At 66.2% G+C, this 25,116-nt stretch carries 25 protein-coding genes; 18 read left to right on the top strand and 7 right to left on the bottom strand.

Annotated elements, in window-relative coordinates; translation table 11 throughout:
- Window positions 1-44 precede the first annotated feature (44 nt).
- From ArtHe_RS07465 to ArtHe_RS07430, 8 genes are all read left to right on the top strand, one after another.
- On the top strand, window positions 45-578 hold the full coding sequence (locus tag ArtHe_RS07465; RefSeq protein WP_248319437.1) for a CGNR zinc finger domain-containing protein: 534 nt from the start codon (window positions 45-47) through the stop codon (window positions 576-578).
- Between the two features lie 110 nt (window positions 579-688).
- Window positions 689-1,558 (top strand): aldo/keto reductase, encoded by an 870-nt coding sequence (locus ArtHe_RS07460; protein ID WP_248319436.1) that lies wholly within the window; start codon window positions 689-691, stop codon window positions 1,556-1,558.
- Between the two features lie 98 nt (window positions 1,559-1,656).
- Window positions 1,657-2,136 (top strand): YbaK/EbsC family protein, encoded by a 480-nt coding sequence (locus ArtHe_RS07455; RefSeq protein ID WP_248319435.1) that lies wholly within the window; start codon window positions 1,657-1,659, stop codon window positions 2,134-2,136.
- 243 nt (window positions 2,137-2,379) lie between these two features.
- Window positions 2,380-3,369 (top strand): aldo/keto reductase, encoded by a 990-nt coding sequence (locus ArtHe_RS07450; RefSeq protein WP_248319434.1) that lies wholly within the window; start codon window positions 2,380-2,382, stop codon window positions 3,367-3,369.
- 171 nt (window positions 3,370-3,540) lie between these two features.
- Window positions 3,541-4,137, top strand: a complete 597-nt coding sequence (locus tag ArtHe_RS07445; RefSeq protein WP_248319433.1) for a DUF1992 domain-containing protein — start codon at window positions 3,541-3,543, stop codon at window positions 4,135-4,137.
- A 368-nt stretch (window positions 4,138-4,505) separates the two neighbouring features.
- Window positions 4,506-6,578, top strand: a complete 2,073-nt coding sequence (locus ArtHe_RS07440; RefSeq protein ID WP_248319432.1) for an HNH endonuclease signature motif containing protein — start codon at window positions 4,506-4,508, stop codon at window positions 6,576-6,578.
- Between the two features lie 198 nt (window positions 6,579-6,776).
- Window positions 6,777-7,361: a GNAT family N-acetyltransferase gene (locus ArtHe_RS07435; protein ID WP_248319431.1), complete on the top strand. Its 585-nt coding sequence runs from the start codon at window positions 6,777-6,779 to the stop codon at window positions 7,359-7,361.
- Window positions 7,362-7,533: 172 nt separating this feature from the next.
- Entirely contained in the window at window positions 7,534-9,123 is a 1,590-nt protein-coding gene (locus ArtHe_RS07430; protein WP_248319430.1) for a Na+/H+ antiporter, read from the top strand.
- A 30-nt stretch (window positions 9,124-9,153) separates the two neighbouring features.
- Here the strand turns inward: ArtHe_RS07430 and ArtHe_RS07425 are convergent, their stop codons facing one another.
- The 3 genes from ArtHe_RS07425 to umuD form a co-directional block, all read right to left on the bottom strand.
- Window positions 9,154-9,576, bottom strand: coding sequence for a cupin domain-containing protein (locus ArtHe_RS07425; RefSeq protein WP_248319429.1), 423 nt, complete (start codon window positions 9,574-9,576; stop codon window positions 9,154-9,156).
- Between the two features lie 286 nt (window positions 9,577-9,862).
- Window positions 9,863-11,122 carry a Y-family DNA polymerase gene (locus ArtHe_RS07420; RefSeq protein WP_248319428.1) on the bottom strand — a complete coding sequence of 420 codons (1,260 nt, stop codon included), beginning with the start codon at window positions 11,120-11,122 and terminating at the stop codon, window positions 9,863-9,865.
- A gap of 172 nt (window positions 11,123-11,294) precedes the next feature.
- Window positions 11,295-11,717: a translesion error-prone DNA polymerase V autoproteolytic subunit gene (umuD, locus tag ArtHe_RS07415; RefSeq protein ID WP_248319427.1), complete on the bottom strand. Its 423-nt coding sequence runs from the start codon at window positions 11,715-11,717 to the stop codon at window positions 11,295-11,297.
- A gap of 172 nt (window positions 11,718-11,889) precedes the next feature.
- Here umuD and ArtHe_RS07410 point away from each other — a divergent pair, with 172 nt between their 5' ends.
- From ArtHe_RS07410 to ArtHe_RS07390, 4 genes are all read left to right on the top strand, one after another.
- The gene (locus tag ArtHe_RS07410) at window positions 11,890-12,039 is read left to right on the top strand and encodes a hypothetical protein (RefSeq protein WP_157075240.1); all 150 of its coding nucleotides are present in this window, start codon (window positions 11,890-11,892) and stop codon (window positions 12,037-12,039) included.
- A gap of 62 nt (window positions 12,040-12,101) precedes the next feature.
- The gene (locus ArtHe_RS07405) at window positions 12,102-12,491 is read left to right on the top strand and encodes a VOC family protein (protein ID WP_248319426.1); all 390 of its coding nucleotides are present in this window, start codon (window positions 12,102-12,104) and stop codon (window positions 12,489-12,491) included.
- A 284-nt stretch (window positions 12,492-12,775) separates the two neighbouring features.
- Window positions 12,776-13,339, top strand: coding sequence for a TIGR00645 family protein (locus tag ArtHe_RS07400; protein WP_248319425.1), 564 nt, complete (start codon window positions 12,776-12,778; stop codon window positions 13,337-13,339).
- A gap of 651 nt (window positions 13,340-13,990) precedes the next feature.
- Window positions 13,991-14,698 carry an SOS response-associated peptidase gene (locus tag ArtHe_RS07390; RefSeq protein WP_248319423.1) on the top strand — a complete coding sequence of 236 codons (708 nt, stop codon included), beginning with the start codon at window positions 13,991-13,993 and terminating at the stop codon, window positions 14,696-14,698.
- Between the two features lie 74 nt (window positions 14,699-14,772).
- Here the strand turns inward: ArtHe_RS07390 and ArtHe_RS07385 are convergent, their stop codons facing one another.
- Window positions 14,773-15,741: an aldo/keto reductase gene (locus ArtHe_RS07385; RefSeq protein ID WP_248319422.1), complete on the bottom strand. Its 969-nt coding sequence runs from the start codon at window positions 15,739-15,741 to the stop codon at window positions 14,773-14,775.
- A 286-nt stretch (window positions 15,742-16,027) separates the two neighbouring features.
- Here ArtHe_RS07385 and ArtHe_RS07380 point away from each other — a divergent pair, with 286 nt between their 5' ends.
- The 3 genes from ArtHe_RS07380 (at window position 16,028) to ArtHe_RS07370 (ending at window position 18,448) form a co-directional block, all read left to right on the top strand.
- A complete protein-coding gene (locus ArtHe_RS07380; protein WP_248319421.1) occupies window positions 16,028-16,813 on the top strand; it encodes a thioesterase family protein in 786 nt (261 codons plus the stop codon).
- Between the two features lie 3 nt (window positions 16,814-16,816).
- A complete protein-coding gene (locus ArtHe_RS07375; protein ID WP_248319420.1) occupies window positions 16,817-17,596 on the top strand; it encodes a lipoate--protein ligase family protein in 780 nt (259 codons plus the stop codon).
- Window positions 17,597-17,659: 63 nt separating this feature from the next.
- Window positions 17,660-18,448, top strand: a complete 789-nt coding sequence (locus ArtHe_RS07370; RefSeq protein ID WP_248319419.1) for a glycosidase — start codon at window positions 17,660-17,662, stop codon at window positions 18,446-18,448.
- 187 nt (window positions 18,449-18,635) lie between these two features.
- On the opposite strand, the gene ArtHe_RS07365 is transcribed toward ArtHe_RS07370, so the two are convergent.
- On the bottom strand, window positions 18,636-20,072 hold the full coding sequence (locus ArtHe_RS07365) for a lipase maturation factor family protein (protein ID WP_248319418.1): 1,437 nt from the start codon (window positions 20,070-20,072) through the stop codon (window positions 18,636-18,638).
- Window positions 20,073-20,149: 77 nt separating this feature from the next.
- Here ArtHe_RS07365 and ArtHe_RS07360 point away from each other — a divergent pair, with 77 nt between their 5' ends.
- From ArtHe_RS07360 to ArtHe_RS07350, 3 genes are all read left to right on the top strand, one after another.
- Window positions 20,150-20,965 (top strand): PIG-L family deacetylase, encoded by an 816-nt coding sequence (locus ArtHe_RS07360; protein WP_248319417.1) that lies wholly within the window; start codon window positions 20,150-20,152, stop codon window positions 20,963-20,965.
- A gap of 371 nt (window positions 20,966-21,336) precedes the next feature.
- Window positions 21,337-22,047, top strand: coding sequence for a hypothetical protein (locus ArtHe_RS07355; protein WP_248319416.1), 711 nt, complete (start codon window positions 21,337-21,339; stop codon window positions 22,045-22,047).
- A 169-nt stretch (window positions 22,048-22,216) separates the two neighbouring features.
- Window positions 22,217-23,293 carry a hypothetical protein gene (locus ArtHe_RS07350; protein WP_248319415.1) on the top strand — a complete coding sequence of 359 codons (1,077 nt, stop codon included), beginning with the start codon at window positions 22,217-22,219 and terminating at the stop codon, window positions 23,291-23,293.
- Between the two features lie 86 nt (window positions 23,294-23,379).
- Here ArtHe_RS07350 and ArtHe_RS07345 read toward each other — a convergent pair whose 3' ends face one another.
- Window positions 23,380-24,027, bottom strand: coding sequence for an MBL fold metallo-hydrolase (locus tag ArtHe_RS07345; protein ID WP_248319414.1), 648 nt, complete (start codon window positions 24,025-24,027; stop codon window positions 23,380-23,382).
- Complete coding sequence (locus ArtHe_RS07340) at window positions 24,027-25,112, bottom strand: S-(hydroxymethyl)mycothiol dehydrogenase (protein ID WP_248319413.1); 1,086 nt, start codon at window positions 25,110-25,112, stop codon at window positions 24,027-24,029. Before ArtHe_RS07340 ends, ArtHe_RS07345 begins: the two co-directional genes overlap by 1 nt.
- Window positions 25,113-25,116 lie beyond the last annotated feature (4 nt).

Raw genomic sequence — 25,116 nt, 5'->3', positions numbered from 1 at the left:
GCTGTTTCTGCGTTTCCATGTCCCGAGCATGATGTAATGGCGTTATGCATCTCAACCCTTACGGGGAGTACGCCGTGCTGCTGGCGGCGTCGCTGGCCAATGACTGGCCCCTGACCCGCGGCGGCATTGTGGACAGGACTCGCAGTTTCGGCATGACGATGGCCTTCTCGGAGTCGCCGGTGGACCATCAGGAGGTCAGGGCGGTCGTGGACCGGTGGCTCGAGATCGTGGATGCGTCCGGCGCGGACCAACGTGCCAGCCTGCTGAACGGGTTGATGAAGGACGCCGCAGCGTACCCCCGGCTCACTGATCACGACGGCGAAGGCTGGCATCTGCATTACCGGGACGATGGACAGTCACTGGCCGAGGTGCTGCTGGCCGTCATCAGTGTGGGCACCGCCCTGCACCTGACCACCCGTGGAATGACCCGCCTGCGCCGGTGCGAAGCCGGACTCACGCCGGGAGACTCCTGCCGGAACGTGGTTGTTGATGTCACCCGCAACGGCCGGCAGCGGTACTGCTCAGTGCGGTGCGGCAACCGCGCGGCCGTGCGCCGGCACCGGGCCCTGCACCCGTAGGGGCCCGGCCGTTGCGTTCCCTGCAGCGGAAGTCGGAGCCGGACCCTGTGCAGCCGGGCGGACCGTGCGGGACACTGGGGGACTAGCTCTGGCCGAATCGGAGACCTGCCATGACCGGAATAATGCCGATGCTGACCTTGAACAACGACGCCGAGGTCCCCGCCTTGGGTTTTGGGGTGTACCGCAACCCGCCCGCCCGGACCACCGTGTCCGTGGAGACCGCCCTGGCCAACGGATACCGGCTGATCGACACTGCGGCCGCCTACCAGAATGAGGCGGAGGTTGGTTCGGCCCTGAGCCAGTCCGGCGTCGACCGGGCCGGACTGTTCATCACCACCAAACTGTGGGTGGATGACTACGGCTATGATTCGGCGCTGCGGGCCTTCGACGCCAGCCTGGCGAGACTGGGCCTCGACTATTTGGACCTGTACCTGCTGCACCAGCCGCTGCCGTCAGATTTCGATGCCACGGTAGCCGCTTACCAGGCGCTCCAGACCCTCTACGAACAGGGCAGGGTGCGGGCGATCGGGGTCTGCAACTTTGATACCGGGGAGCTGGCCGAACTGCTGGCCCGCACCGACGTCGTTCCCGCCGTAAACCAGATCCAGGTGCATCCCTACTTCAGCCAGCCCGAAGTCCGGGCCTTCAACCTGGAACACGGGATCCTCACGGAGGCATGGTCACCGATCGGGGGCGTCAACCGGTACTGGTCCGATGCCGGGCAGGTGAAGGACCCGCTGCAGGATCCGGTGATCACGGCCCTGGCCGCCAAATATCATAAAACCCCGGCGCAGGTGATCCTGCGCTGGCATGTCCAGCTGGGGATCTGCGCTATCCCGAAATCGGTCACCCCAAAGCGGATCGCGGAGAACATTAACATTTTCGATTTCTCCCTCACCCCGCCGGAACTTTCCGACATCACCTCGCTGGACACCGGAATCCGCGGAGGCCCCAATCCGCAGGAGATCACCCGGTCCTGAAGCGTTTTGTGAGGTCCCTCAGGCTGGCCGGCGGCCGCCGGAGCTTCAGGGAGTGGCGCTTCCCGAACCGCGGTGTTCCGCTTTGCTAGGGTCACTGCATGCTCTCATCCCATCTGCCCCCAACTGCTGCCCGGGTGCAGCAGGCTCTCGCGGACAAAGGCTCCGCTGCCCGCGTCATTGAACTCGATGCCTCGGCGCGGACTGCCGCTGAAGCCGCCCATGCGCTGGGATGCGAGGTGGGCGCCATCGGCAACAGCCTCGTGTTTATGGCCGACGGCGCGCCGCTCCTGGTGATCACCAGCGGCGCCCACCGGGTGGACACAGAAGCGCTCGCGGACCGGTTAGGCCGGGCAAAGATCAAACGGGCCGCACCCGAGCAGGTTCGGTCTGCCACGGGCCAGGCCATTGGCGGGGTGGCTCCGCTGGGGCACCCGGAGCCGGTCCTCACCGTGATCGACCGCGACCTGGCGCAATATGCGGACGTCTGGGTCTCCGCCGGGACGCCGTATACGGTATTCCGGACGGACTTTGCCGAGCTGGTCCTGCTCACAGGCGGCCAGACACTGCAGGTGGACTGACTACGGATCAACCGGCCGGGCCGGATGGATTGGGTGAGCAGGGGAATGGGTGAGCCGGGGGAACCAGGGAACGGGTGAGCCGGGCGGGCCAGGTGAACCGGCGTGCGGCGGCAACGGTTGACGGTCCCGCTCCCTGCGCGCAGGGTGGAGGAAACCACCGGGTACGGTGAACCACGGCCAGCCAGCCAGCCGCCGTCGTTCCCGACCCTGCCACAGCCGGAACCCAACGAACGGGAGAAACGGATGAAAGCGCGTGAACTAGGGATGGCTGGGCTGCGGGTATCGGAGCTGGGACTGGGGTGCATGGGCTTCAGCCAGGGCTACGGTCCGTCAGCCAGCCGCGAAGCTGCCCTCACCCTCATCCGCACTGCCGTGGACCGGGGAGTGACTTTCTTCGACACGGCGGAGGTCTACGGCCCATACAGCAACGAGGAGCTGGTGGGCGAGGCGCTGGCGCCCTATCGGGGGCGGGTCACCATTGCCACCAAGTTCGGGTTCAAGATCAACGCCGACGGGCGCCAGGTCGGACTGGACAGCCGCCCCAAGCACATTCGTGAGGCCGTCGACGGCTCACTCCGGCGGCTCGGGGTGGAGGCCATCGATCTGCTGTATCAGCACCGGGTGGACCCCGGAGTTCCGATTGAGGATGTCGCCGGAACTGTGAAAGACCTGATCACCGAGGGGAAGGTCAAGCACTTCGGGCTGTCCGAGGCTTCAGAGGCAACCATCCGGGCAGCGAATGCCGTGCAGCCGGTGACTGCCGTGCAGAGCGAATATTCGCTTTGGTGGCGGGAACCAGAGCGGCGTGTGCTGCCGGCCTGCCAGGAACTGGGTATCGGCTTCGTTCCGTTCAGCCCGCTCGGCCGCGGATTCCTCACCGGCAAGATCACGCCGTCCACGGAGTTCGCTGCCGGAGACATGCGCGGCCGTCTCCCGCGGTTCGCGGCCGACGCCCGGGAAGCGAACCAGGCGGTGGTTGAGCAGCTGGAAAGGATCGCGGGGGCGAAGGATGCGGCTCCGGCGCAGATCGCACTGGCCTGGCTGCTGGCGCAGAAACCATGGATTGTGCCGATTCCGGGGACACGGAAACTGGAGCGGCTGGAAGAGAACCTGGAGACAACAGCGGTGGAGCTCTCCGACCACGACCTTCAGGAAATCGAGAACGCCGTTCTGCGGATCCCGGTCCAGGGTGCGCGCTATCCCGAGGAACTGGAAAAGACGATCGACAAGTAAGGCCGGGGGCACGGGTCCCGGCGGTTGCCGGGCTGGTGAGGTGGCGCCTGAGGCGGGCCGGAGCGGTTCGGTGAGGTGGCGCCGTCGCACCTTGAATGCCGCCGCCGGTGGGTTGGGCGCACACCGGATTCAGGTGCGTAGCCCGGCGGCAGGAATGGAGGAACGGGCAGGATGGGCAACCGGGGAGCTGACGCGTACCGCCGCCGGATGGAGCAGGCCGCAAGGTTGCGTGCGTCCGGGGTTCCGGAGCAGCAGGAGGCTGCGGAGACCCCGGAAGAGGCGCAGCTGCGGCGCAGGAAGGCCATGATCGGCCCGGGGGACAGGGCGGATTACCTGATCCGGGACGCCATGCAGCGAGGCGAGTTCGACAACCTCCAATATGCGGGCAAGCCTCTGCCCGGAACGGGTGAGGGGCACGATCCTGACTGGTGGATCAAGGGACTCATCCAGCGCGAAAACCTTAGCGGCCTGGGCCCTCCTGCCCTGCTGCTGCGGGTTGAGGACGCCGAACTGGACAGCCGTCTCGATGCGAAACCGTCCGCAGCCCTGGTCCGGGCGGCTGTGGAGGACTTCAATGCCCGCATCGTCGAGGCCCGACGGCAGCTGCTCGGTGGTCCTCCGGTCATAACTAAAATGCGCGACGTCGAAACGGAGGTCCGGCGCTGGCGGGAACGCAGGGCTGCGGCAGGACCTCCGGAAGCGGCGCCGGAACCGCCGAGGCCTTGGTGGCGGCGTGTGGGGCGGAGAAGCGGAAGGAATCGCAGCTGACTGGCAGGCCGGAAGCGGGGCGGTTGGTTGGGTGGGTGTGGCGTGGGAGCGCAGGTGCGCTGGAGGGGCACATGCGCTGTGGACGGCGCGTGGGGCCCGGGGATGCGGGGCCGCGGGGGATGCGGGGCCGCGGGGCTCGCTGGTGACGGGGCGACGTGACGCCGTCGGCCGCTCCTGGTTGCATGCGCCGATTGGCTGGACAGCAGGGGTGGGTTCTCGCCTCAATCCCGCCCGAAAACACCACTCGATTCCGGTCCTTCCGACACCAAAAAGAACGAGTATTTGATCGCAAATGTCCCGTATCCGGCCGCGCCAAAATCGCCCATTTTAGGGCTCGAAATGTCGGTGGCGGATGAAAGCCTTGAGCTATGAACAGCTTTCCGGAGACCAGGCCATCGAGCGCCGGTGCCCCGGATACGCCGGCTACTCCGGCCACTCCGGTTACTCCGGATGCCGGGGATGCCCGGGACGACGCTGATGCCCCGGGGTCTTCGGGTTCGCATTCGGATGTCAGCATTGGGCTCTCGGTCTTCTGCGCGGACGGTGAAGCCCCGGCCCCAGCCGGTGACGCATTGCCAGACGGTTTTGACGGCAGGTTGTCCCTCAAAGACCCCGGTTTTCTGGCGGATGCGGAGGCCGGGAGTACCCTGGCCAGGCTGGGTGCCCTGGTTTCCTGGGCTCAGGCTCAGCAGGCACTTGTTGTGGCCCGGATCGAGGAGCTGTTCGCCCGCGACATCTCCCTAGCCGCCGGCCGGGAGGATCCGGCGTGGGCACAGAGCCTGGCGGCGGCTGAGGTTGGTGCCATCCTGAACCTGCCCCATATGAGCGCGATGCGCCTGGTCAACGAATCCAACAGCCTCTGCACCGGGCACACTGCGACCCTGCAGAGGCTTTCGGACGGCAGAATTAGTTACCAGCATGCCAGGGTGGTCCTGGACGAGGTGCAGTGCATACCTGACGGGATTCCCGATGAACCTGCGCCTGATCCCACAGGTGCGGAGCCGCTCGACCTACAGGATGCCGGCTCGGTCTGCAGCACGCGTGCCCGGTTTGAACGGGATCTGCTCACGCATGCTGAAGGGATCACAGCCGCTCGGTTCACAGCGAAGGCCCGCAGGCTTAGGGAATCTCTGTTCCCGGGCACAATCCCCGTGCGCCACAAGGACGCCTTCGCGAAGCGGCGAGTCTGTTTTGAGGCCCTGCCAGATGGAATGTCCTGTATCTCCGCTTTTCTCGCCGCAGAAAAAGGCCTGGCGATCCACTCGGCCCTCTCTGCTGCGGCCCGCGGCGAGAAGTCAGCCGGAGACAAGCGTTCCATGGACCAGCTCCGGGCTGACATCCTTCAGTCCCTGCTGCTTGATGCGGGTATTCCTATCAGCTGGCCGGCTGAAGAACGGGTGTCGGCCGGGGGAGTGGCAGACCTGGACGGAGCGGTGACTGCAGGGCCTGGTGCGATGACGAATGAGCCTGGCGCTCCGGGACGTGATGCCGCATCTGGGAATGACGCGTTTCGGGGTGGATTTGCCCCCGTGGCACCCGAAGATCAGGGTATTGCTGGGATGCCGGCAGCGGCTGACCAGCGGTCCGATGATGCGGGGAGGCCCCGAAAAGACCGCACTCCCCGGAAGTCAAAGGCACGACGGGCACGCAGAAACGGTTTGAGGACGGAGGTGATGGTCCTGATTAACGCCGATACGCTCGCAGGACTGGACGAGTCACCGGCGGAGCTCAACGGCTACGGCCCGCTGAGCCCGGAAGCCGGCCGGCAAATGATCGCTCAGGCACTGAGCTGGACTCCGTTGGTACAGGACCCGGCGACCGGTGAGGTTCTCGGAGTCGGACGCCGCCGGCGAATCCCCGCTGGGCTGAAGCGCTGGCTCCAGGCCAGAGACGGCACCTGCAGGTTTCCCGGCTGCGGCGTCAATGTGCAGAGTTCGCAGATCGACCACACCCGGCCGTGGGCTCACGGCGGCAACACCGAGCACTCAAACCTGGAACATCTGTGCCCAAAGCACCACCGGTTCAAGACACTCGGACATTGGAAGGCCCGGCAGCCGAAGGCAGGCACCATCGAATGGACTTCGCCTTTGGACCGCAGCTACCGCACCACGCCCATGCTTGCCTATGGGACCCGGGAAACTCCGGGTGAGCGTTGGACCTTACTGGATTCTGATGCCCGGCTTAGGAGCGGGAAGGGGGCAAACGGTACGGACCGGGCCCAGGGTATGGCCAGCTCACAAGGTTTTGACGGCCCCAACGTTATGCGCGGTGCCAACGTTGTGAACGGCTCTGGCTCACACGGTGTGGATGGCGTCAGGGATATGCGCAGAACGAAGGTTGTGGACGGCTCTATCTCACACGGTGTGGATGGCCTTAACGGGAGGGGCGTCGCGCACGCCATAAATGAGACACTTTACGATCTGGACCCGCCGCCATTCTGAGCATGCTCCGCGTGGTCCGTGCAGTCCATGCAGTCCGTGCAGTCCATGTAGTCCGCAAAAAAGTCCGTCGAAGAAGTCCGTATAGAATCCGTCAGAACCTCAGCAGTCTTCCCCGATCCGGGAAGACCATTCCCGAACCCCGCAAACAAACGCAAACAAACGCAAACAAACGCAAACAAACGCAAACAAAGGAGCAGCATGGCAATCCGCCGGCTGGCGCAAGCATCTCCGGCCGAGATTACCGCCCTCGCCGCAACCCTGGCCGAGGCCTTCGGCAACTACCCCTGGACCCGCTGGACCGTGGACAGCGAGCGCCACGAGGCCCGCCTCGCGGCCATCCAGCGCCTCTATCTGGAATATGTGGGGCTCCCGCAAGGAGAGGTGTGGACCGACGACCTGTTTGACTGCGCCGCCGTTCTTGTTCAGCCAGGACCCGTCGAGCTGGATTCGGGCCTCCAACGCAAGTTGTCCGACCTGCACGGAGAAGCAGGGCATCGCCTGCAAGTCCGTCTGCCGCAGCCGCCCCCGGATGCCTGGACGCTGGCTACCATCGGCGTCGCCCCCGGCATCCAGGGCAGCGGGCTCGGCTCCATACTCTTGGAAACGGTGCTGCAGCACGCGGACGCGCACGGGCGCTCCATCGCCCTTGAAACTTCCTCCGACCGGAACCTCGCCTTTTACAGCCGGCACGGATTCGTGGTCTGGGCGGTGACGGAGACGCCCGACGGCGGCCCAATGGTCTGGTCCATGCTCCGGGAACCTGTTCCCGTCGCCGTTTCATAGGCCAGCTGTAGTCATAGGTCAGCTGTAGGAGTCAGGTTTATCGGCCCGGTAAACCGGGAACAGCACCGCAGCAGGCCGGAGACCTCGACGCACCCGGTCCTGGTTGCCAGACTGAAAAAGCGCCGGAAGACACAATCCGTTCCGGCCGGATGAAATAACCGGGAGGTCGCCTGTGCTCGGTCTGGAACTCCTCGTCGGCCTGGGAATAGCAATCCTCGTATGTTCGCTTGCCGCTCCGTACCTTCGGATAGGTGCCCCGCTGCTACTGCTGGGCTGGGGCGTCCTGCTGGGGTTCGTTCCGGCCTTCCGGAACGTCGAGCTGCCTTCCGAGGTTGTGCTGCTGCTCTTCCTCCCGGCCCTCCTGTACTGGGAAAGCCTGACGACGTCGCTCCGGGAAATCCGGACCCACCAGCGGCGGATCATCCTGTTGAGTACAGTCCTGGTAGTCCTCACCGCAGCAGGGGTGGCCGCTGCCGCCCACGCATTGGGAATGCCGTGGGGGCCGGCCTGGGTCCTGGGCGCCGCCGTCGCACCCACCGACGCCACCGCCGTCGCAGCCCTGGCGAGAATGCTGCCCCACCGCAGCGTTACCCTGCTGCGCGCAGAGAGCCTGATTAACGATGGAACCGCGCTTGTTGTGTACGCCGTGGCGGTGGGAATAGTCGCCGGAGACCGGGACTACACGCCCCTCGTTGTGTCGGGGCTGCTCGTCCTGTCCTACGCAGGGGGCATAGCCTCCGGAGTCCTGGTGGCCTGGGCGGGAATCTGGCTGCGCCGCCGGGTCGACGACGCACTGCTGAGTACCGTCATCAGCTTCCTGACGCCGTTTTCCGCTTTCCTGCTCGCCGAAGAGTTCGGCGGATCGGGTGTGCTGGCCGTGGTGGTCTGCGGCCTGATGATGAGCCAGGCTGGACCCCGGATTAACTCTGCGCTGGCCCGGAGGCAGGCCCGGGCGTTCTGGTCATTTTCCACGTTCCTGCTTAACGGGGCACTGTTCGCCCTCATTGGAATTGAACTGCACGCTGTTGTGCGGATCCTCAGCGGAGGAGAAATCGCGCTGGGACTCCTCGGCGTCGCCGTCGTCTCCGCGGTGATCCTCGCGATTCGTTTCGCCTTTCTGTTCCTCACCAGCTTCCGCATTCCTCTGCGGAACAGGGTCGCCACCCAGAGGCTGCGGCAGGTCAGCAACCGCTCCTGGGTAGTCAGCGGTATCGCCGGATTCCGAGGTGCTGTCTCCCTCGCGGCCGCCCTGGGCGTTCCGGTCCTCACCGCTGCAGGAACCCCTTTTCCAAACCGCGGGATGATCATCTTTGTGACAGCGGGCGTGATTGTTGTGACCCTGACGGTTCAGGGCCCGCTGCTGCCTCTCGTGGCCCGGTGGGCCCGGCTGCCGCAGGACACCGCGATGGAGAAGGAGCGCCAGCTCGCCGAAGTCCGGGCCACCGAGGACGGACTCCTGGCCATTCCGCGGCTGGCCGCGCAGCTGGGCACGGAACGGGACGTCGTGGACCGGATCACCCGGGAACAGCGGCACCACCTCGACGTCCTGCGCGCAACCGGAGCCGGCCCGCGGGACGATCTTCCTGCGGTCCGGAGATATCAGCAGGACTCGGAACTGCGGCTGGCGCTGCTCGGACGCAAACGTATCGTGCTTCTGCAGCTGCGGGACGACAAGGTCATCGACGACAGGGTGCTGCGTCTCCTGGAGGTGCGGCTCGACGTCGAGGAGCTGCGCCTGACCAGGCCCGACGTTGAAGAGTAGAGAGGAAACGCAGAACCCGGCCGGGGATTGTCAGTTCGGAATATCTGCCTGCGGGGTGGTCCGGTAGTCCGTGTCAGTGACATGGCCGCCCCACTCAGCCTCCGGACCGTCGCCCGGGCCGGCAGCATCCCACATGGCCAGATGTGTCATGAAGCTGTCCGGCGCGGCACCATGCCAATGCCACTCACCGGGAGGGGTGTAGATGGTGTCCCCGGCGCGTACATGAGTAATATCGCCGCTTCGGGACTGGACCAGCCCGCGGCCCTCCGTAATGTGCAGTGTCTGGCCGTAAAGATGGCTGTGCCAGGCAGTTCGTGCCCCCGGGGCGAAACGCACCACGTTTACGCGCAGCCGCGACGGCTCACTTCCCTCGGCCAAGACGTCGAACCAGACATCTCCGGTGAACATGGTGTCTGGGCCCTTGACGCTCGGTTTTGCTGGTCGGATTTCCACGACTGTCCTCCTGCACGGCCGATTCCGCGCCTGCTGCGCGGCCCGCTGCCGGGTGATGGGATTTCCTCCAGACGCTACGCCGCCGGATCCGGGCTGCACAACACTGCTGGGTAGGTCAGTGGGAAAAGGCTGATACCCGCGAGCCGGGCAGCAACCGGAATCGACCTGCAAGCGGCGGCCGGGCAGCGCCAGTCCAGCCGGCAAACGATATCCGGGCCGCTGGGTTCCAAGGCCGGTTCCCCGGCAGGGTTCCACCGCAGGGTTACTCCGCCGGGTTCCACACTGCTCAGCAGGCCTTCACGACCGGCAGCTCATCCCACTCGGTGGTGTATCGGGGGGAGGAGAACTTCCGGGACATGGTCCAGTCCGGTTTCGCATTTGAGAGACCGGCCAGGCCCAAACCGATGCTGGCGGCACCGTACTTGTCCGCAACCTTGCCCAGGAGCTCACCAATATGCCGGTGCTCATGGGCGGAGACGAATTCGTCGAACACCGGTTGCGCACCGGCGTCGGACAGGCCGCTCAGCATCACACCGGCCTTGGTGTAGGGGACGCCCTCAACGATGGAGTCCTCCAGCGCGCCGACAGCGGCCCGGGTAAGCACCACAGGATCGGACGTGGGGCTTTGCAGCCGCACCGTGACGGAGGGGAACGACGCCGCCTTCTGGCTGAAGTGAGAGGTTCCGGCATAAGCGGTAAGCACCCGGGCCTGCTGCCCCTCGCGTTCCAGCCGGGCCGCTGCCTGCTGGGCGTAAATGCTCATCACCTGCCGCATCTCCGCCGCCGTCGTCACCGGTGCCGAAAAACTGCGGGAAAAGATCAGCTGCTGCCGGTCTGCGCGCTCTTCCTCCAACGGCAGGCAGGAGGTCCCGTTCAGTTCCAGGACGGTACGCTGCAGCGTAACGGAGAAACGGCTGCGGATCAGTGCCGGATCTGCCGCCTTCAGGTCCGCGACGCTGCGGATGCCCAGCGCGTGGAGACGCTTGCCCAGCTTGGTTCCCACGCCCCAGAGCCCGGTCACCGGGACGCGGGACATAATGGTCTCCACCACGTCCGGATCCATGGTGTCCAGGTTGCAGACTCCGCCCAGATGCTTGTTCTGCTTGGCGATGCGGTTGGCAAACTTCGCCAGCGTTTTGGTGGTGCCGATGCCCACGCAGACCGGCAGGCCGGTGTGGCGGGCGACGGCGGTGCGGATGTCCGCACCCTGGGTATCCAGTTCTTCTGCCGTGCCGGCCAGGCCCAGGAACGATTCGTCGATGGAGTAGACCTCCTGCCAGAGCGCGTACCGGCCGAGCAGCTCCATGACCCGGGAGCTGAGATCGCCGTAGAGCTCGTAGTTGCTTGAACGCTGGACCAGGCCAAGCCGCGGTGCGGCGTCGGCCAGCTTGAACCACGGTTCTCCGGTCTTGATGCCCAGCGCCTTGGCTTCGTCCGACCGGGCCACCACACAGCCGTCATTGTTGGAGAGCACCACCACCGGAATGCCTGCGAGCGCCGGATCGAACGCGCGCTCGCAGGAGACGTAGAAACTGTTGACGTCCACCAGGGCTATCCGGTGCAGCCGCGGTATTACTGGAGTGGGCGCTGGACCCGGCCCTGGACCCGGCCCTGGCACACGAGCTGGGCCGGGCAGGGCGGAGCTGATAACGGCGTCAGCACGGAGTCCGGGCCGTGACGCCACTGCCTCGGAGCCGCCCGCGTCCGAGAGGTCAGTCTCAGACATGGTGCAGGCACCGTGTCACAACGCCCCAGATGGAAAGCTCCGCCGGGTCCGGCACCGGAATGTCCTCATAGTGGGGATTCTCCGCGGCCAGCACTATGCCACGGCCGGCCAGCCGGAGCCGGCGGACCGCCAGCTCGCCGTTGAGGACGGCGACGACGACGGCGCCGTCCCGCGGTGTGAGGGAACGGTCAACGATCAGTTCGTCGCCGTCGCTGATTCCAGTGCCGGTCATGGAGTCCCCGGACACCCGCACGATGTATGTGGAGGTGATGTCGCGGATCAGGTGCCGGTTCAGGTCGATCCGGCCATCGAAGTAATCGCGGGACGGGCTGGGAAAGCCCGAGGCGGCATCGGCGTCGGACAGCGCCTGGCTGCGCGGCGAGGAGCCGGGAACATTCCCCGAAAACACTGGCATCCGCAGCCTTTCTTAGAACATACTTTCGAGTCCTCTCAGATTAGCACTGCGAAGCCCCAAAGCCGGGCCTCATCGCCAGGGTGTGCGGGGCGCTCAACCGAAGGCGCCCGGCCTGCGGTACCCGCTGCGGTGTGGTAACCGGAGGGTCTCCGTCAGGGATACCGTTTAACCTATGAATGTCGAGGTGCACATTCCGCCGAAACTTGGGCGGGAGCTGGAAGAACTGGCCGCGGAACAGGATGTTCCCGTGGAAACGCTGATTCTCAACGGGGCCAGGCTGCTTCTGGAGCACCGTCACAGGCGCAACCACGTGCAGTCCTGATGGTCGTCCCGGGATAGTGTCCTGCCATCCGCAAGACGCGGGGGTGCAGAAAGGCAACAGCCATGAAAATCACTCTGGCAAGCATCTTTGTGAACGACCAGGCCAAGGCTCTGGACTTCTATACCCGGGTCCTCGGCTTCGAGAAGCGGGCCGATGAGCCCGCCGGCGGCGCCCGTTGGCTCACCGTCGGGAACCCCGGAGAGGAAGGCGGCGTCGAACTGCTGCTGGAACCGAGCGGACACCCGGCGGTGCCGCCGTTCAAGGAAGCGCTGGTGCGCGACGGAATTCCGTTCAACTCCTTCACTGTTGAGGACGTCCAGGCGGAGTATGAACGGCTGCTGGGCCTCGGAGTGGAATTCACCCAGCCGCCGGTCCAAATGGGCCCGGTGACCACGGCGGTCTTCTCCGATACCTGCGGCAACCTCCTGCAGATCGCGGCAATGGAGTCCTGACCGGGCACCACCTCGCCGGGGGTCACTGGATCCTGCTCTCTTACCGGGACCCACCGCCCCACCGGGGGGTCACTGCCCCACCGGGGATCACCCTCACGGGGGGTCGCTGAATCCTGCCCTGCGTGTCCGGCTGATGTGACTCAGCCCACGGCGCCAGTTGGTGACGACACACCGGCTTTCGCCGACAGTCCTGCGGGGGAGAAAAGCGAGAACAGTGAGGGTATTAGTTGACAGTCCTGCATGAGACGATCCGGCACGAGGCAGCGCATGGAATGCCCGGCCGCATGAGCCCCGGCAACCGCGCCCGCGGCTATCTGGGTGCCGTGATGTTCGCCAGCCGCTGGCTCCAGGCACCCCTCTATCTCGGCTTGATCGTCGCCCAGCTGCTCTACGTTGTGACCTTCATACGGGAGCTGTGGCACCTGGCCACGCACATCACCACCCTGAACGAGGCGGAGATGATGCTGATGGTCCTGGGTCTGGTGGACGTGGTGATGGTGGCCAACCTGATCATCATGGTCACCATCGGCGGCTACGAGACCTTTGTCTCACGCTTGTCCGTGGATGGACACCCCGACCAGCCCGAGTGGCTCTCCCAAGTCAACGCCAACATCCTCAAGGTGAAACTGGCAATGGCGATCATCGGGATCTCCTCGGTGCACCTGTTGAAGTCCTTCGTTGAGGCGCGCACCTACTTTGAGGATCCGGAGCTCGGTGCTCACGCCGGAGACGTCCTGCTGTGGCAGACCGTGATCCACATTGCCTTTATCCTCTCGGCCATGGCGCTGGCCTGGATCGATAAGCTCAGCATTGCCTCCCACGCCGCAGCGGCAGCACGCCACAGCTGAGACCGGGGGACCGCCAGGGATGCAGTCAGGGGGGCGTCAGCGCCTGGCGTCGTAACTGCTCTCACAGAGAGTGGAGCCTTTGACGCGGTGTATGCGCTGGAGGCAGAAGGGATCGTAGACGGTGACGCCGATCCGGCCGGACAGGGGATCGGCAGACCGGATACAGGTGCACGGTGCGAACACGGGCGCTGAGCCTTTCTGGAACCGGAAATACCTATCCCCTTAATTTTTACTCTTCCGTACAGGGGTCCGGTCGCCAAGGGTGCTCCGCCGGCCGTCCGCAGGACGCCGGGATACTGCAGATGCCCACACCCAGGTTGAGCGCCGGATACCGGCGTCCTCCCACAGCACCTGCACCGCTTTTGCAGACCAGGTGCAGGTTTCGCCTTCCACCAGCTCTGCGCAGCCCGGGAATCTGATCCACGCCCGGACGGGAATTGCGGGCATGGATGTGGTGACCGGGTTGTGGTCAAAATCAAGTTCTTCGGGCGTCAGTCCGATGGGTTCGGCCCGCCGGGCGTAGCGGGCCGCCAACCGTCCGGCAGCCTCCTGATCCATCCTTCTAGTAGAACATATGTTCGAATAATGTTCGACGGCGGCGCCAGGTTCTGCTGCTGTGTTCCGGCAGCGTTTTGGGGCACAATGTTGGCCATGTGCGGACGATACGTGATGGCCAGGGCGACGTCGGATCTGGTGTCGGCCTTCGCAGCGGACCAGGTGGTGGGGGAAGACGTCAATCCCTCATGGAACGTGGCGCCCACCGATGACGTGCGGATTATCACCGAACGCCGCGGACCGGACGGGACCGTGCGGCGCCTGGCGACTGCAAAGTGGGGGCTGGTGCCGGTCTGGGCGAAGGACCCGAAGATTGGGGCGCGGCTGATCAACGCCCGGCGGGAGACCATTCTGGAAAAACCCGCGTTCCGCAAGGCCGCAGTAAAGCGCCGGGCACTGGTGCCCGCCGACGGCTACTACGAATGGGAGAAGACGGAAGAGGGCAAGGTTCCGACGTATCTGCATCCCCCTGTTCCGGACCCGCTGGCGTTCGCCGGGCTGTACGAATTCTGGCCTGATCCGAACCTGCCCGAAGACCACGAACATAAGTGGCTGCTCAGTGTCACGATCATCACCACGAAAGCGGCGGACGAGCTCGGCCACATCCATGACCGGACCCCGCTGGTGGTGCCGCCGGATATGTACGCCGAATGGCTGGACCCGGCGTTGACGGACGCGGAAGCCATTGCACGCGTGCTGGAGGCGATTCCCGACCCGGTGCTCAGTCCGAGGGTGGTTTCGACCGAGGTGAATTCCGTCCGCAACAACGGCCCGCAGCTGATCGAGCCGGCTGGACTGGACTGACCAGCCGAGGCCCGGCCCGGCCCGGCCCGGCCTGGTCCGGCCCGGCCTGGTCCGGCCCCGCCCGTCCCTTCGGCTTACCAGGCATAATCCTCCGGTGCCGGACGGTGGCCCGGAAAGATGGTGTCCAGCTCCGCCAGCGTGTCCTCGTCGAGCTCGAGGTCCAGGGCGGCGAGCGCGTCGTCCAGCTGGCCGGAGGTCCGGGGCCCAATAATCGGAGCACTCACCGCGGGCTGGTGCAGCAGCCAGGCCAGAGCCAGGATTCCCGGTTCGATCTGCAGCTGCGCAGCCAGATCCTCATATGCCTGGATTTGGTCCCGGTGCTTGTCGAGCAGATCCTGGACCCGCTTCTCGGCCCGCCGGCCGCCGTCGTCCTGGGCTTTCAGCACACCGCCGAGCAGCCCGCCCTGCAAGGGGGACCAGGGAATCAGCCCCAGGCCGTACTTCTGCGCGGCCGGAATCACTTCCAATTCCACGGTGCGCCTGAGCAGGTTGTAGATGGACTGCTCGCTGATCAGCCCGTTGAACCGGCGCCGGCGGGCGCTCTCCTGCGCCTGGGCGAGATGCCAGCCCGCGAAGTTGCTGCTGCCGTTGTAGATGATCTTCCCCTGCGCGACGGCGGTTTCCATGGCCTGCCAGATCTCGTCCCAGGGCGTGTTTCGGTCCACGTGATGGAACTGATAGAGGTCGATATGGTCGGTTTGGAGGCGTTTCAGGCTGGCATCGAGGGCCTGGCGGATATTCAGTGCCGAGAGGAAAGTGTCATTGGGGCCCGGGCCCATCGAACCGTAGAGTTTCGTGGCGATCACGGTGCTCGCACGCCGGCCGCCGCCCTTGGCGAACCAGCGGCCCACGATCTCCTCCGTCAGTCCCTTGTTCTCCCAGCCGTAGACGTTGGCGGTGTCGAAGAAATTGATTCCGGCTTCCCTGGCAGCATCCATCACCGTGTGGGCGTCCGGCTCGGAGGTTTTCGGTCCGAAGTTCATGGTGCCCAGGCACAGGCGGGACACCTGCAGTCCGGACCGGCCCAAATGTGTGTACTTCATGCTGCCTCGGTTTCGTCCGGGATCCAGTGAAGTCCGGGATCCGATGAACACGCTCCACTAAACACCCTCCAGGGAATGCGAACACCTTCCAGGGAACATGATCCAGAGCGCGTGGAGGAAGGCGGCAGGGTATCCCGGCGGGCTGCGCCGCCACCCATTCTGCCGCCGGCACGGATGGCTAGGAAGAGGCCGCCGCAAAGCTTGCTGCTGCAGCCCCGAAGCCGCCGCTGTGCACAGGCTCCTGTAACCTGAGAGCGCATCTTTGGAGGACCTGCCAGGAGGATTTGTGCCGGAATCGTATTACCGCCCGCTGGGTGAGGGAACGTTTGAGTCGACACCCCACACGCAGGGGGCCTGGAACGAGCACGAACAGCACATGGCTCCGGCCGCCGGCCTGTTGATCCACTGCCTGGAACAGGAGAGTCCCCGCCCGGACATGCGGCTGGCCCGGGTCAGCTTCGAAATCCTGGGCATCATTGCGCAGGGCACCTTCGATGTGCGGACCAAGGTCATCCGGGCGGGCCGCACCATAGAACTGCTTGAAGCCGAGCTCGTAGCCGGCGGGCGCACCGCCATCCGGGCAACGGCCTGGCGGCTGGCGATCGGTGATTCCACCGAAGTGGCAGCCGTCGAAGATGCACAGATGCCCGGCCCCCTGGACGTGCCCGGTTTTACCGGGATGACTGCCTGGCCGGGAAACTTCATCAACTCCCTGGAATTCCGGGCGGTGCCCGGCCTGCGTCCCGGCCGCGGACAGGTCTGGATGCGCTCGCCGTTTGGGATGGTCGACGGCGAGGACACCCCCGATCTGGTCAGCCTGCTCGGCCTCGTGGATGCAGCCAACGGCATAGCCGCCCGGGTCCCGCCGGGCGGAGACAGCTGGATGTTCCCCAACGTGGACCTGCAGATGCACCTGTACCGCCAGCCGGAAGGCCGCTGGCTCGGCCTCGACACGCGCGTCTCCTTCGGTACGGACGGAATCGGCCTGACCTCCTCGGTCCTGCACGACCAGACCGGTCCCTTCGGGCGCAGCGAACAAATCCTCACCGTCCGCCCGCTGGGCAGGGGATAGCCGGTGGAGGCACCCGCCAGGGTCCTGGACGTTTACCGCCAGCAGCAGTCGTCCGGGGCCGCTGCGGACCTTGAAGGTGCGCTGGCGATGCTGGCCTCCGCCCGGTACGGGAGGCTTGGTCCGGCGCTGCGGATCTACCGGCCGCAGCCAACGGTCGCTTTTGGCCAGCGGGACGCACGGCTGCCGGGGTTCGCGGCGGCCGCCGCCGCGTGCCGCGAGCAGGGCTTCGAACCCCTGGTCCGCAAGGCCGGCGGACGGGCGGCTGCCTACCACGGGGGCTGCCTGATCCTGGACCACATCGAACCCGAGCCCAACGCCGTCGCCCGTTCCCTGGCCCGCTTTGCCGGTTTTGCCGAACTCCTGGCCGCAGCCCTGCAGGACGCCGGAGTACCGGCCGCAGTGGGGGAAATTCCCGGAGAGTACTGTCCCGGGGAGTACACCGTGCACGGCGGAACCGGAGACGCGCGCATCAAACTGGTGGGAACAGCACAGCGCGTGGTGTCCGGAGCCTGGCTCTTTTCCTCGGTGGTAGTGGTCCGGAACGCTGATCCGCTGCGCCGCGTGCTGACGTCCGTGTACGCTGCTCTGGGCCTTGACTGGGACCCCGAGACCGCAGGAGCTGCCGAGGACCTGGTGCCTGGACTCACCATGGACGATGCCGAAACAGCACTGCTGGGCGGCTATCGCAGGTACGCGGGCCTGCGTCAAGGGGATGTCTCGCTCTTGGAGGAAATCACCGGCGGACCGGTTCCTGTCCTTCCAACCACCGCCCGCTGCCCATAGCATCGGGCGCGAAAACCCGTGCAGCCGTCCGGTCTGCGCCCCCCCGATCAGAAGGATTCCGCCTTGCCTAAGAAGAGTGTTGAGAACACCGCCATCCGGCTGAAAGCCATCCTGGAGATCCTGGCCACCCAGGACCCGTCCAATCCGGGCAGGGCAGGCCGTGCCGACGTGCTGCGCCGAGCCCTGGAACAGGTGCCGCTGGAAGGACCTGAAGCCGATTTCCTGGCCAGCGGAGTGGCCCGCGGCGAGCGCTCTCTTGTGACGGCCACCACCAAGCTGGTCAAAGCGGGCTGGATCCTCAAGGAGGGCCGCGCCGGATGGAGCATCACCGCTGCGGGCCGCGCCGCTCTGGCCGATTTCCCCGATGTGGAGCAGATGCAGGCCGCACTGGCCGGAACCGGGACGTCCCGCGGTGCCATGACTCCGGCGGAAACCCGCAGCGAGGCCGTGCTGGAGGACGCGCTGCGCGAACCGGAGTCCGGTGGGCCGGGCGGACAGCCTCACGGGTCGCATCAGGAAGACCGCTACGAAGGCCCCTCCTTTCCGCAGCCCCAGGCGGTGGCGGTAGCCGGAGACTTCGGTGCCCCACTCGGCGGAGAGGACTGGGAGCCGGCGGACCCAGCCGTCCAGCTGGGCTTTGACCGCAGCGACGAACTCTGGAAACTCAGCGTGGACCTCCCGGCCGGTGACTACGAATTCAAGGCCGCGCTGAACGGTTCCTGGGCGGAGAACTACGGCCGTGGCGCCCATTTCGACGGCGTGAACTACAGCTTCCACCACGCCGGAGGGCCGGTGACGTTCCTGTACGACCACGCCACACATACGGTGGTGACCAAACCGGACGGGGCCTGAACCCGGGGAGGGTCTAAACCCGCCTTGACCCGGGGTGAAGGCCTGAACCCGGGGTAAAGGCCAGAACCTGACCGATCAACGCGGGCCGCGGTGCCGCTGCGCGCCGCGCTGGTCTGTGCAGGTCAGGTCAGTTCCGTGCAGTGCAGGTCAGGGCAGGGGCAGGTCATGTGAGGCAGGTCAGCGCAGGTCAGGTATCCCGGTCCCGGCGCTGGACCGGATCCACCAGCACACCGGCCAGTTCCCGGACCCACCAGATACCTTCGGTGCGCAGTTCCTTCGAAGTGGAGAACCGGTACCGGAAGACCCTTGCACGGATCCAGCGCGGCGGGGCCCCGTCAAACGGATCGGTCCGCAGGAGCCTGAGGGTCTGCGGATCGGCCGCCAACAGCCGCTGCAGCAGCACCGGAAACCAGTTCCCGCCCGAGGCACCCAGACCCAGAAACCACATCAGCCAGTCCAGCCGCAGGTGGTAGGGAGCGAACTGGCGCGGCATCCGGCCGGGGTCTCCGGGCTTGCCATGGAAGCCGTACTCCTGCCAGTGGGCCTCCGGCCCCGGCTCGTCCATGGTTCCCTCGATAACTACTTCGTTCCGCCGCCGGGTGATGCTGCCGAACGCGCCGTAGGCGTTGGAAAGATGCCAGCGGTTGAAGGACGCGTTCATCAGCTGGTCGCGGCTGAAGAGGTTCCGCAGCGGCTCCCAGGCCCAGTAGAGCATGGCCGCCGTCAGCATCAGCACCACCACCACGAACCACAGCGGAGTGCCGGCCGGGTCCGATGAACCGAAGGACGCCCACGGCAGAACGGTCCGTACGGCTGCATCGTCCACGGCGCTGAAAGCCACCAAAATCGTCAGGACGTTGAGCCAGGCAAAGTTTCCGGAAAGCACCAGCCACAGCTGTGTCAGAATCACCAGGGCAGCCGCGATGGAGGCCACCGGCTGCGGAAAGAAGAGGAAAACCGGAACCACCAGCTGGGCGAAATGGTTACCCAGCACCTCGGCCTTATGCAGTGGTTTAGGCAGGTGGTGGAAGAACCAGCTGGCAGGATTCGGCATCGGCTGGGTCTCATGGTGGTAGTACAGGGCTGTCAGGTCCCGCCATACCCGGTCTCCGCGCATCTTGATCAGCCCGGCGCCGAACTCCAGCCGGAACACCAGCCAGCGGAACAGGAAGAGCACCGTGACCGGAGGTGCAACCTCGTTGGAGCCCAGGAAGGCCGCCAGGAAGCCGGCCTCCAGCAGCAGTGACTCCCAGCCAAAGGCGTAAAACACCTGACCGGCGTTCACTATCGAGAGGTAGAGGAACCAGACCAGGCCGAACACCAGCAGGGGTACCCACGGCGGTCCCTGCTGCGGCAGCCCTGCCACCAGAAGGGCGGAGGCCACGGCACCGGTCCAGGCCACCACCCGCAGGAGCCGGTCCGAATAGTGCAGCCGGAAGAGGGTGGGAATCCTCCGGCCGGCGGATCGTTCCAGGTGCCGCGGAGCCGGCAGCAGGCCGTGCTCGCCCAGCAGGGCCGGGAACTGAGCGGCGGCGTTGAGGAACGCGATCAGGAACACGGCCGCAATACCGCGCTGCAGCACCTGCCGCGCCAGCTCATATCCCTCTGCGCTGAAATATTCCATGGCGCCACCACCCTAGCCCCGAAGCTCCTAAGCTGGGACTGGCCGCAAAAACTCTCCAGCATTGCGGAGGTGCCCAAATGACCGCCCCGCGCGTCCTGGCCCTGGTGGTCGCGCACCCTGATGACGACGCCTACGGGCTGGCCGGAACAGTGGCGCTCCATGAACATGATCCCGGGTTCCGGTTTATCCTGGTCCACGCCACGGACGGCGGTGCCGGGCAGGTTGATCCCGCCTACCCGCCACTGCAGGAGCCGCTCGGCACGGTTCGTCGGCGGGAACTGGACGCCGCCTGGACGGCGCACGGCCGCCCTCCCGACCGGCACGAGTGGCTGGAATACGACGACGGCGGGCTCGCCGGGGTGCCCCAGATGGAACTCACGGACCGGATCGGCGGGATCCTCGCGGAGGAGCGGCCCGACGTCGTCGCCACCTTTGGTCCAGACGGGGTGACCGGGCACCCGGACCATATTGCCGTGGGTGCCGCAACCGACGCTGCCTTCGCGGAGCTGCAGGCCGACGGCGGCCCAGGCCTGCTGCGGCTGGTGCACGGCGCAATGCGCCGGTCCACCTGGGAGCGCTGGAACCGGAGCCGGATCCTGCACGGCCTGGATCCCTGGGATGCTGGCCGGATGTATGACCTGCATCCGGTGCCGGATGAGCAGATAGGCATTGAAGTGGACGTCAGCACCGTGGCCCACCGGGTGGTTGCCGGTCTTATGGAGCACCGGACCCAGCGCCACGTTGTTTCCCCCGGTGTTCCGCCCGGTGCCGAGGATGATGCCCGGTGGACACACGCCGTCGGCACCGAAGCACTGGTTATTGCCTGGCCGCCCCGGCCGGCGGGAGCAGCAGTGCTTGGCGACGTTTTCGAAGGTCTGCCCGGTCGCCCGTGAACCCGGTGCCCGGCGCCCGGTGCCTGGGACAGAGCCCCGGGTTTATTATCGAGGGGCACGGCAAGGCAAAGGAGAGCCACCATGTTCGATGACGGCAGGGTCTTCACCAGAGCAGCAGCGGCGGGCCGGAATCCTGCCAGAGACTCTGTCCGGCCGGTCCGGCCCCCGGAGCCTCCGAGCCATTTCCTGACAGCGCCGGAACAGGGCTAGAACTCTTCGTGGCCGGGTGGAGGGATGCCTTCGGGCACGCAGGCAGGCCGTACCGGCGGGCGCTGGGTGCAGCGGCCGCGGCCGGGTCCGCCGCGGGGATTACCCTTCGGGTTCTTCAGCACCGCAGGCTGCATCGGACCATGCCTCCGCCTGGACTGAGAATGCCCGGTGACACCGTGCTTTCCGGCCGGGTGCGCCAGCACACGCGAAGCATCCTGATTCCCGCTTCCACACCGGATGTGTGGACCTTCCTGAACCTGGTGGGTCACGGCCGCGCTGGCTGGTATCTCCTGGACCGGCTCAATATCGGTGATGTCAGATCCGGGGATTCCAGGGGGCGTGGCCCAGCTGTCCCGGACAGCCGGTTCCCGGGCGCCAATATTTCGGATGGCCGGTTCCCGGACGCCAGTACTCCGGACCCCAGTACTCCGGACCCCAGCGCGATCGGCCGCCGCCTGCCGGGCCGGGCGGAAATGCCGCTGCCGGATGTGGACATCGGGGAAGGGATAGCAGCTGACATCGGGGACGAGATTGCGGACCTGCTGGGCACTGGCACCGGCACCGGCACTGGTACTGGATCCGGTTCCGGCACTGGCACCGGCCGCCGGCTGCGGATCAAGGAGGTCCAGCCCAACGAATGGATGCTGTGGGCCGACGGGAACGGGAGGTCCACCTGGCTGTGGCTGCTGCAGCCGGTCCGTACCGGCCAGACGAGGCTGCTGGTGCGCGGCCGGTTCCGGTATGGGCTGCGCCGGGCAGGGCCTGCCGCCCTGCCGCTCGATGCAGTGGACTGGGCCACCATGCGCCGTTGCCTTCTCGGGATCAGGGACCGCGCGGTACTGCGGTCCGCGACCCGGCCCGATGCAGGCTGACTGAATTGTGAACACTGAATGGTGACCGTCCCCCGGCCCGGCTAGCGCTGACGAGGTTCAGGGCCCGGGCGGACAGTGAGCGCTGAGGGGAATGAGGACACTGGCCGGAATTATTGGTCCGGGGTCATTATTGGTCCGGGGTCACCGGACCGGCTGGTACGTTTGATCGATGGATTTCACATCCACCACGGCCCTGCTCGCTGCTCCCCGGGGGCGTGAGCTCTGCCTTGAACTGGCGCGGCTTACAGCGCCCCGGCGTCCCGGCGAGTCCTACGGAAGCGGAGTGCTGACGGCTCCGGGCCTGTCCCGCGCCAGTGAGCAGGTGCTGCGCATCCTGGCCGGCGTCCCGGAGCGGCCTGTCTTCAGCGGCGCGGACCTGCACCGCAGTCTGGCACGGGTGGTCCGGCAGGCAAACTACTGGCAGCCCCCGGATGAAACGGCGCAGCTGCTGGCCGAGCCCGAACCCTGCCGGATGCTGCTTCCCGTGGCCGCCGCCGTCGTCCGCTCACCGGCCGCAGCCTGGTGGAGCGGGCCAGCCGCATCGGTGACCCACTACGTGCAGTGGATCCAGACCAGCACCGTTCCCGGGACTCAGCCTCCCGCACTGCACGACGCCGGACCGGCCCTCGACCGGTGGCGGTCCAGCATCACCGCGCAGGAGGCCAACACGCCGTTCTCCGCGGGGTGGACCGCACGCTGGTGGTCGTCTCCGTCCCTGTCCGGCCTGGTCAGCAGCACTCCCGCGGTGCCAGGCAACGGTCCGGCCGGCCTGGAGCTGGTGGAGGATGCTTTGGAGTGGACCTATGCCCGGTCCTATCCGGTGCGGCCGGCTTCCGGTGCCCGTATCTGGGAGATCCATGGTCCCGCTGACTGGCAGGACCTGGCGGTGCGCTACCCGCTGGAGGTCACCCGGTCGCGGGGCAGCAGCTGGAACCTGGCAGTTCCGCAGTCCGGAGACTGGACCTGGGTCATACCGGACTTCCGCGCCGTGGCCGGCGAGTACGACGCCGTCCACCTGACCGTCTCGGGCTATCTCAGCACCGCAGGGACAGCCCTGGCAGCCGGCGATGCGAAAACCATGCTGGCAGGCTGGGCGCCCGGCGAAACCTGGTGGCTGAACGACGTGCTGGAACCCGCCGGCGAACCGGCGCAGTGGCAGAAAGCCCCTGGGCCCGGTACTGGTACCGCGGCGGGTGCCGAGGCCGGGCAGGATGATCTGGGCTGGCAGGTGCAGGCCGGGAAATGAAAACCGGGCAGCAAAAGTGAAAGGCGCTGCTTCCGAAGCCGGAAGCAGCGCCTTTCACTCGTATCAGCGCGGGGTATCAGGGGAGGTTAGTGCCCCCGGGCGATCCATTCGTCCAGATGCGGTGCCTCGGCGCCGATCGTCGTCGAATCCCCGTGTCCGGTGTTCACGATGGTCTCCGCGGGCAGAGGCAGCAGCCGTTCGCGGATCGACTCGATGATGGTCCCGAAGTCACTGAAGGAGCGGCCGGTCGCACCGGGACCGCCGCTGAACAGCGTGTCGCCGCTGAACAGCACCGGAGCTTCACCGCCCCCTTCCTCGCCTTCCAACAGGAAGCAGACCGAGCCGGGGGAGTGGCCCGGAGTGTGCAGCGCCTGCAGCGTCTGGCCGGCGATCTCGAAGCTGTCTTCGTCCTCAATCACGTCATCCGGCGCCTCGTCAGGGAACACAGCGTCCCAGAGCATCCGGTCCGCTTCGTGCAGGAGCACCGGAGCGCTGAACCGGTCCCGTGCCTCGACAACGGCACGGATATGGTCGTCATGGCCGTGCGTGAGCAGGATGCCCATAACCTCACGGTCACCGACGGCGGCCGCAATGGCGTCGACGTCGTGGGCCGGGTCAATGATGATCACTTCCAGGTCATCGCCGACGATCCAGACGTTGTTGTCCACGTCCCAGGTGCCGCCGTCGAGGCTGAAGGTGCCGGAAGTGACGACCTTGTCGATGCGCGCCGCCATTAGAGCTCCACCACGGAACGCAGGACCTTGCCGTCGTGCATCTTCGTGAACGCTTCCTCAATGTCGCCGAGGCCGATCCGCTCGGAAACGAAGGCATCCAGGTCCAGCCGGCCCAGCTTGTACTGTTCCACGAGCATCGGGAAGTCGCGGGAGGGCAGGCAGTCGCCGTACCAGGAGGACTTCAGCGATCCGCCGCGGCCGAAGACATCGGCCAGCGGCAGCTCGATCTGCATGTCGGGAGTGGGCACACCCACCAGGACAACGCGGCCGGCGAGGTCGCGGGCGTAGAAGGCCTGCTTGTAGGTTTCCGGACGGCCTACGGCTTCGATAACGACGTCGGCACCGTTGCCGCCGGTGAGCGCACGGATGGCCTCGACCGGATCCTCCTCGCGGGAGTTAATGCCGTGCGTCGCGCCCAGGGACAGAGCCAGGTCCACCTTCGCCGGATCAATGTCCACGGCAATGATGGTGGTGGCGCCCGCGAGCTTGGCACCGGCAATGGCAGCGATGCCAACGCCACCGCAGCCGATCACGGCTACGGATTCGCCGCGCTGGATCTCACCGGTGTTGATGGCGGCGCCGATGCCGGCCATCACGCCGCAGCCGAGCAGGCCCACAGCGGCGGGATCGACGTCGTCGTCCACCTTGGTGCACTGGCCGGCTGCCACGAGGGTCTTCTCGGCGAACGCTCCGATGCCCAGTGCGGGGGAGAGCTCCGTACCGTCTTCCAGCGTCATCTTCTGGGTGGCGTTATGGGTGTTGAAGCAGTACTGCGGCTGGCCCTTGCGGCACGCGCGGCACTCGCCGCACACAGCGCGCCAGTTCAGGATGACGCGGTCGCCGGGAGCGACTTCGGTGACGTCGGGGCCAACGGCGGAGACGACGCCGGTGGCTTCGTGTCCGAGGAGGAAGGGGTAGTCGTCGCTGATTCCGCCCTGCTTGTAATGCAGGTCAGTGTGACAGACGCCGCAGGTGAGGATGTCCACCAGGGCCTCGCCGGGACCGGGATCCGGAACGAGGATCGTCTCCAGCGTGACGGGGGCGTTCTTTTCCTTGACTACTACCGCTTGGACCTTGTGAACCATGGGG

This window comes from Arthrobacter sp. Helios (assembly GCF_023167125.1).
GTDB classification, from domain to species: Bacteria; Actinomycetota; Actinomycetes; order Actinomycetales; family Micrococcaceae; genus Arthrobacter_B; species Arthrobacter_B luteolus.
This window is presented reverse-complemented; position numbering and strand designations above follow the sequence as displayed.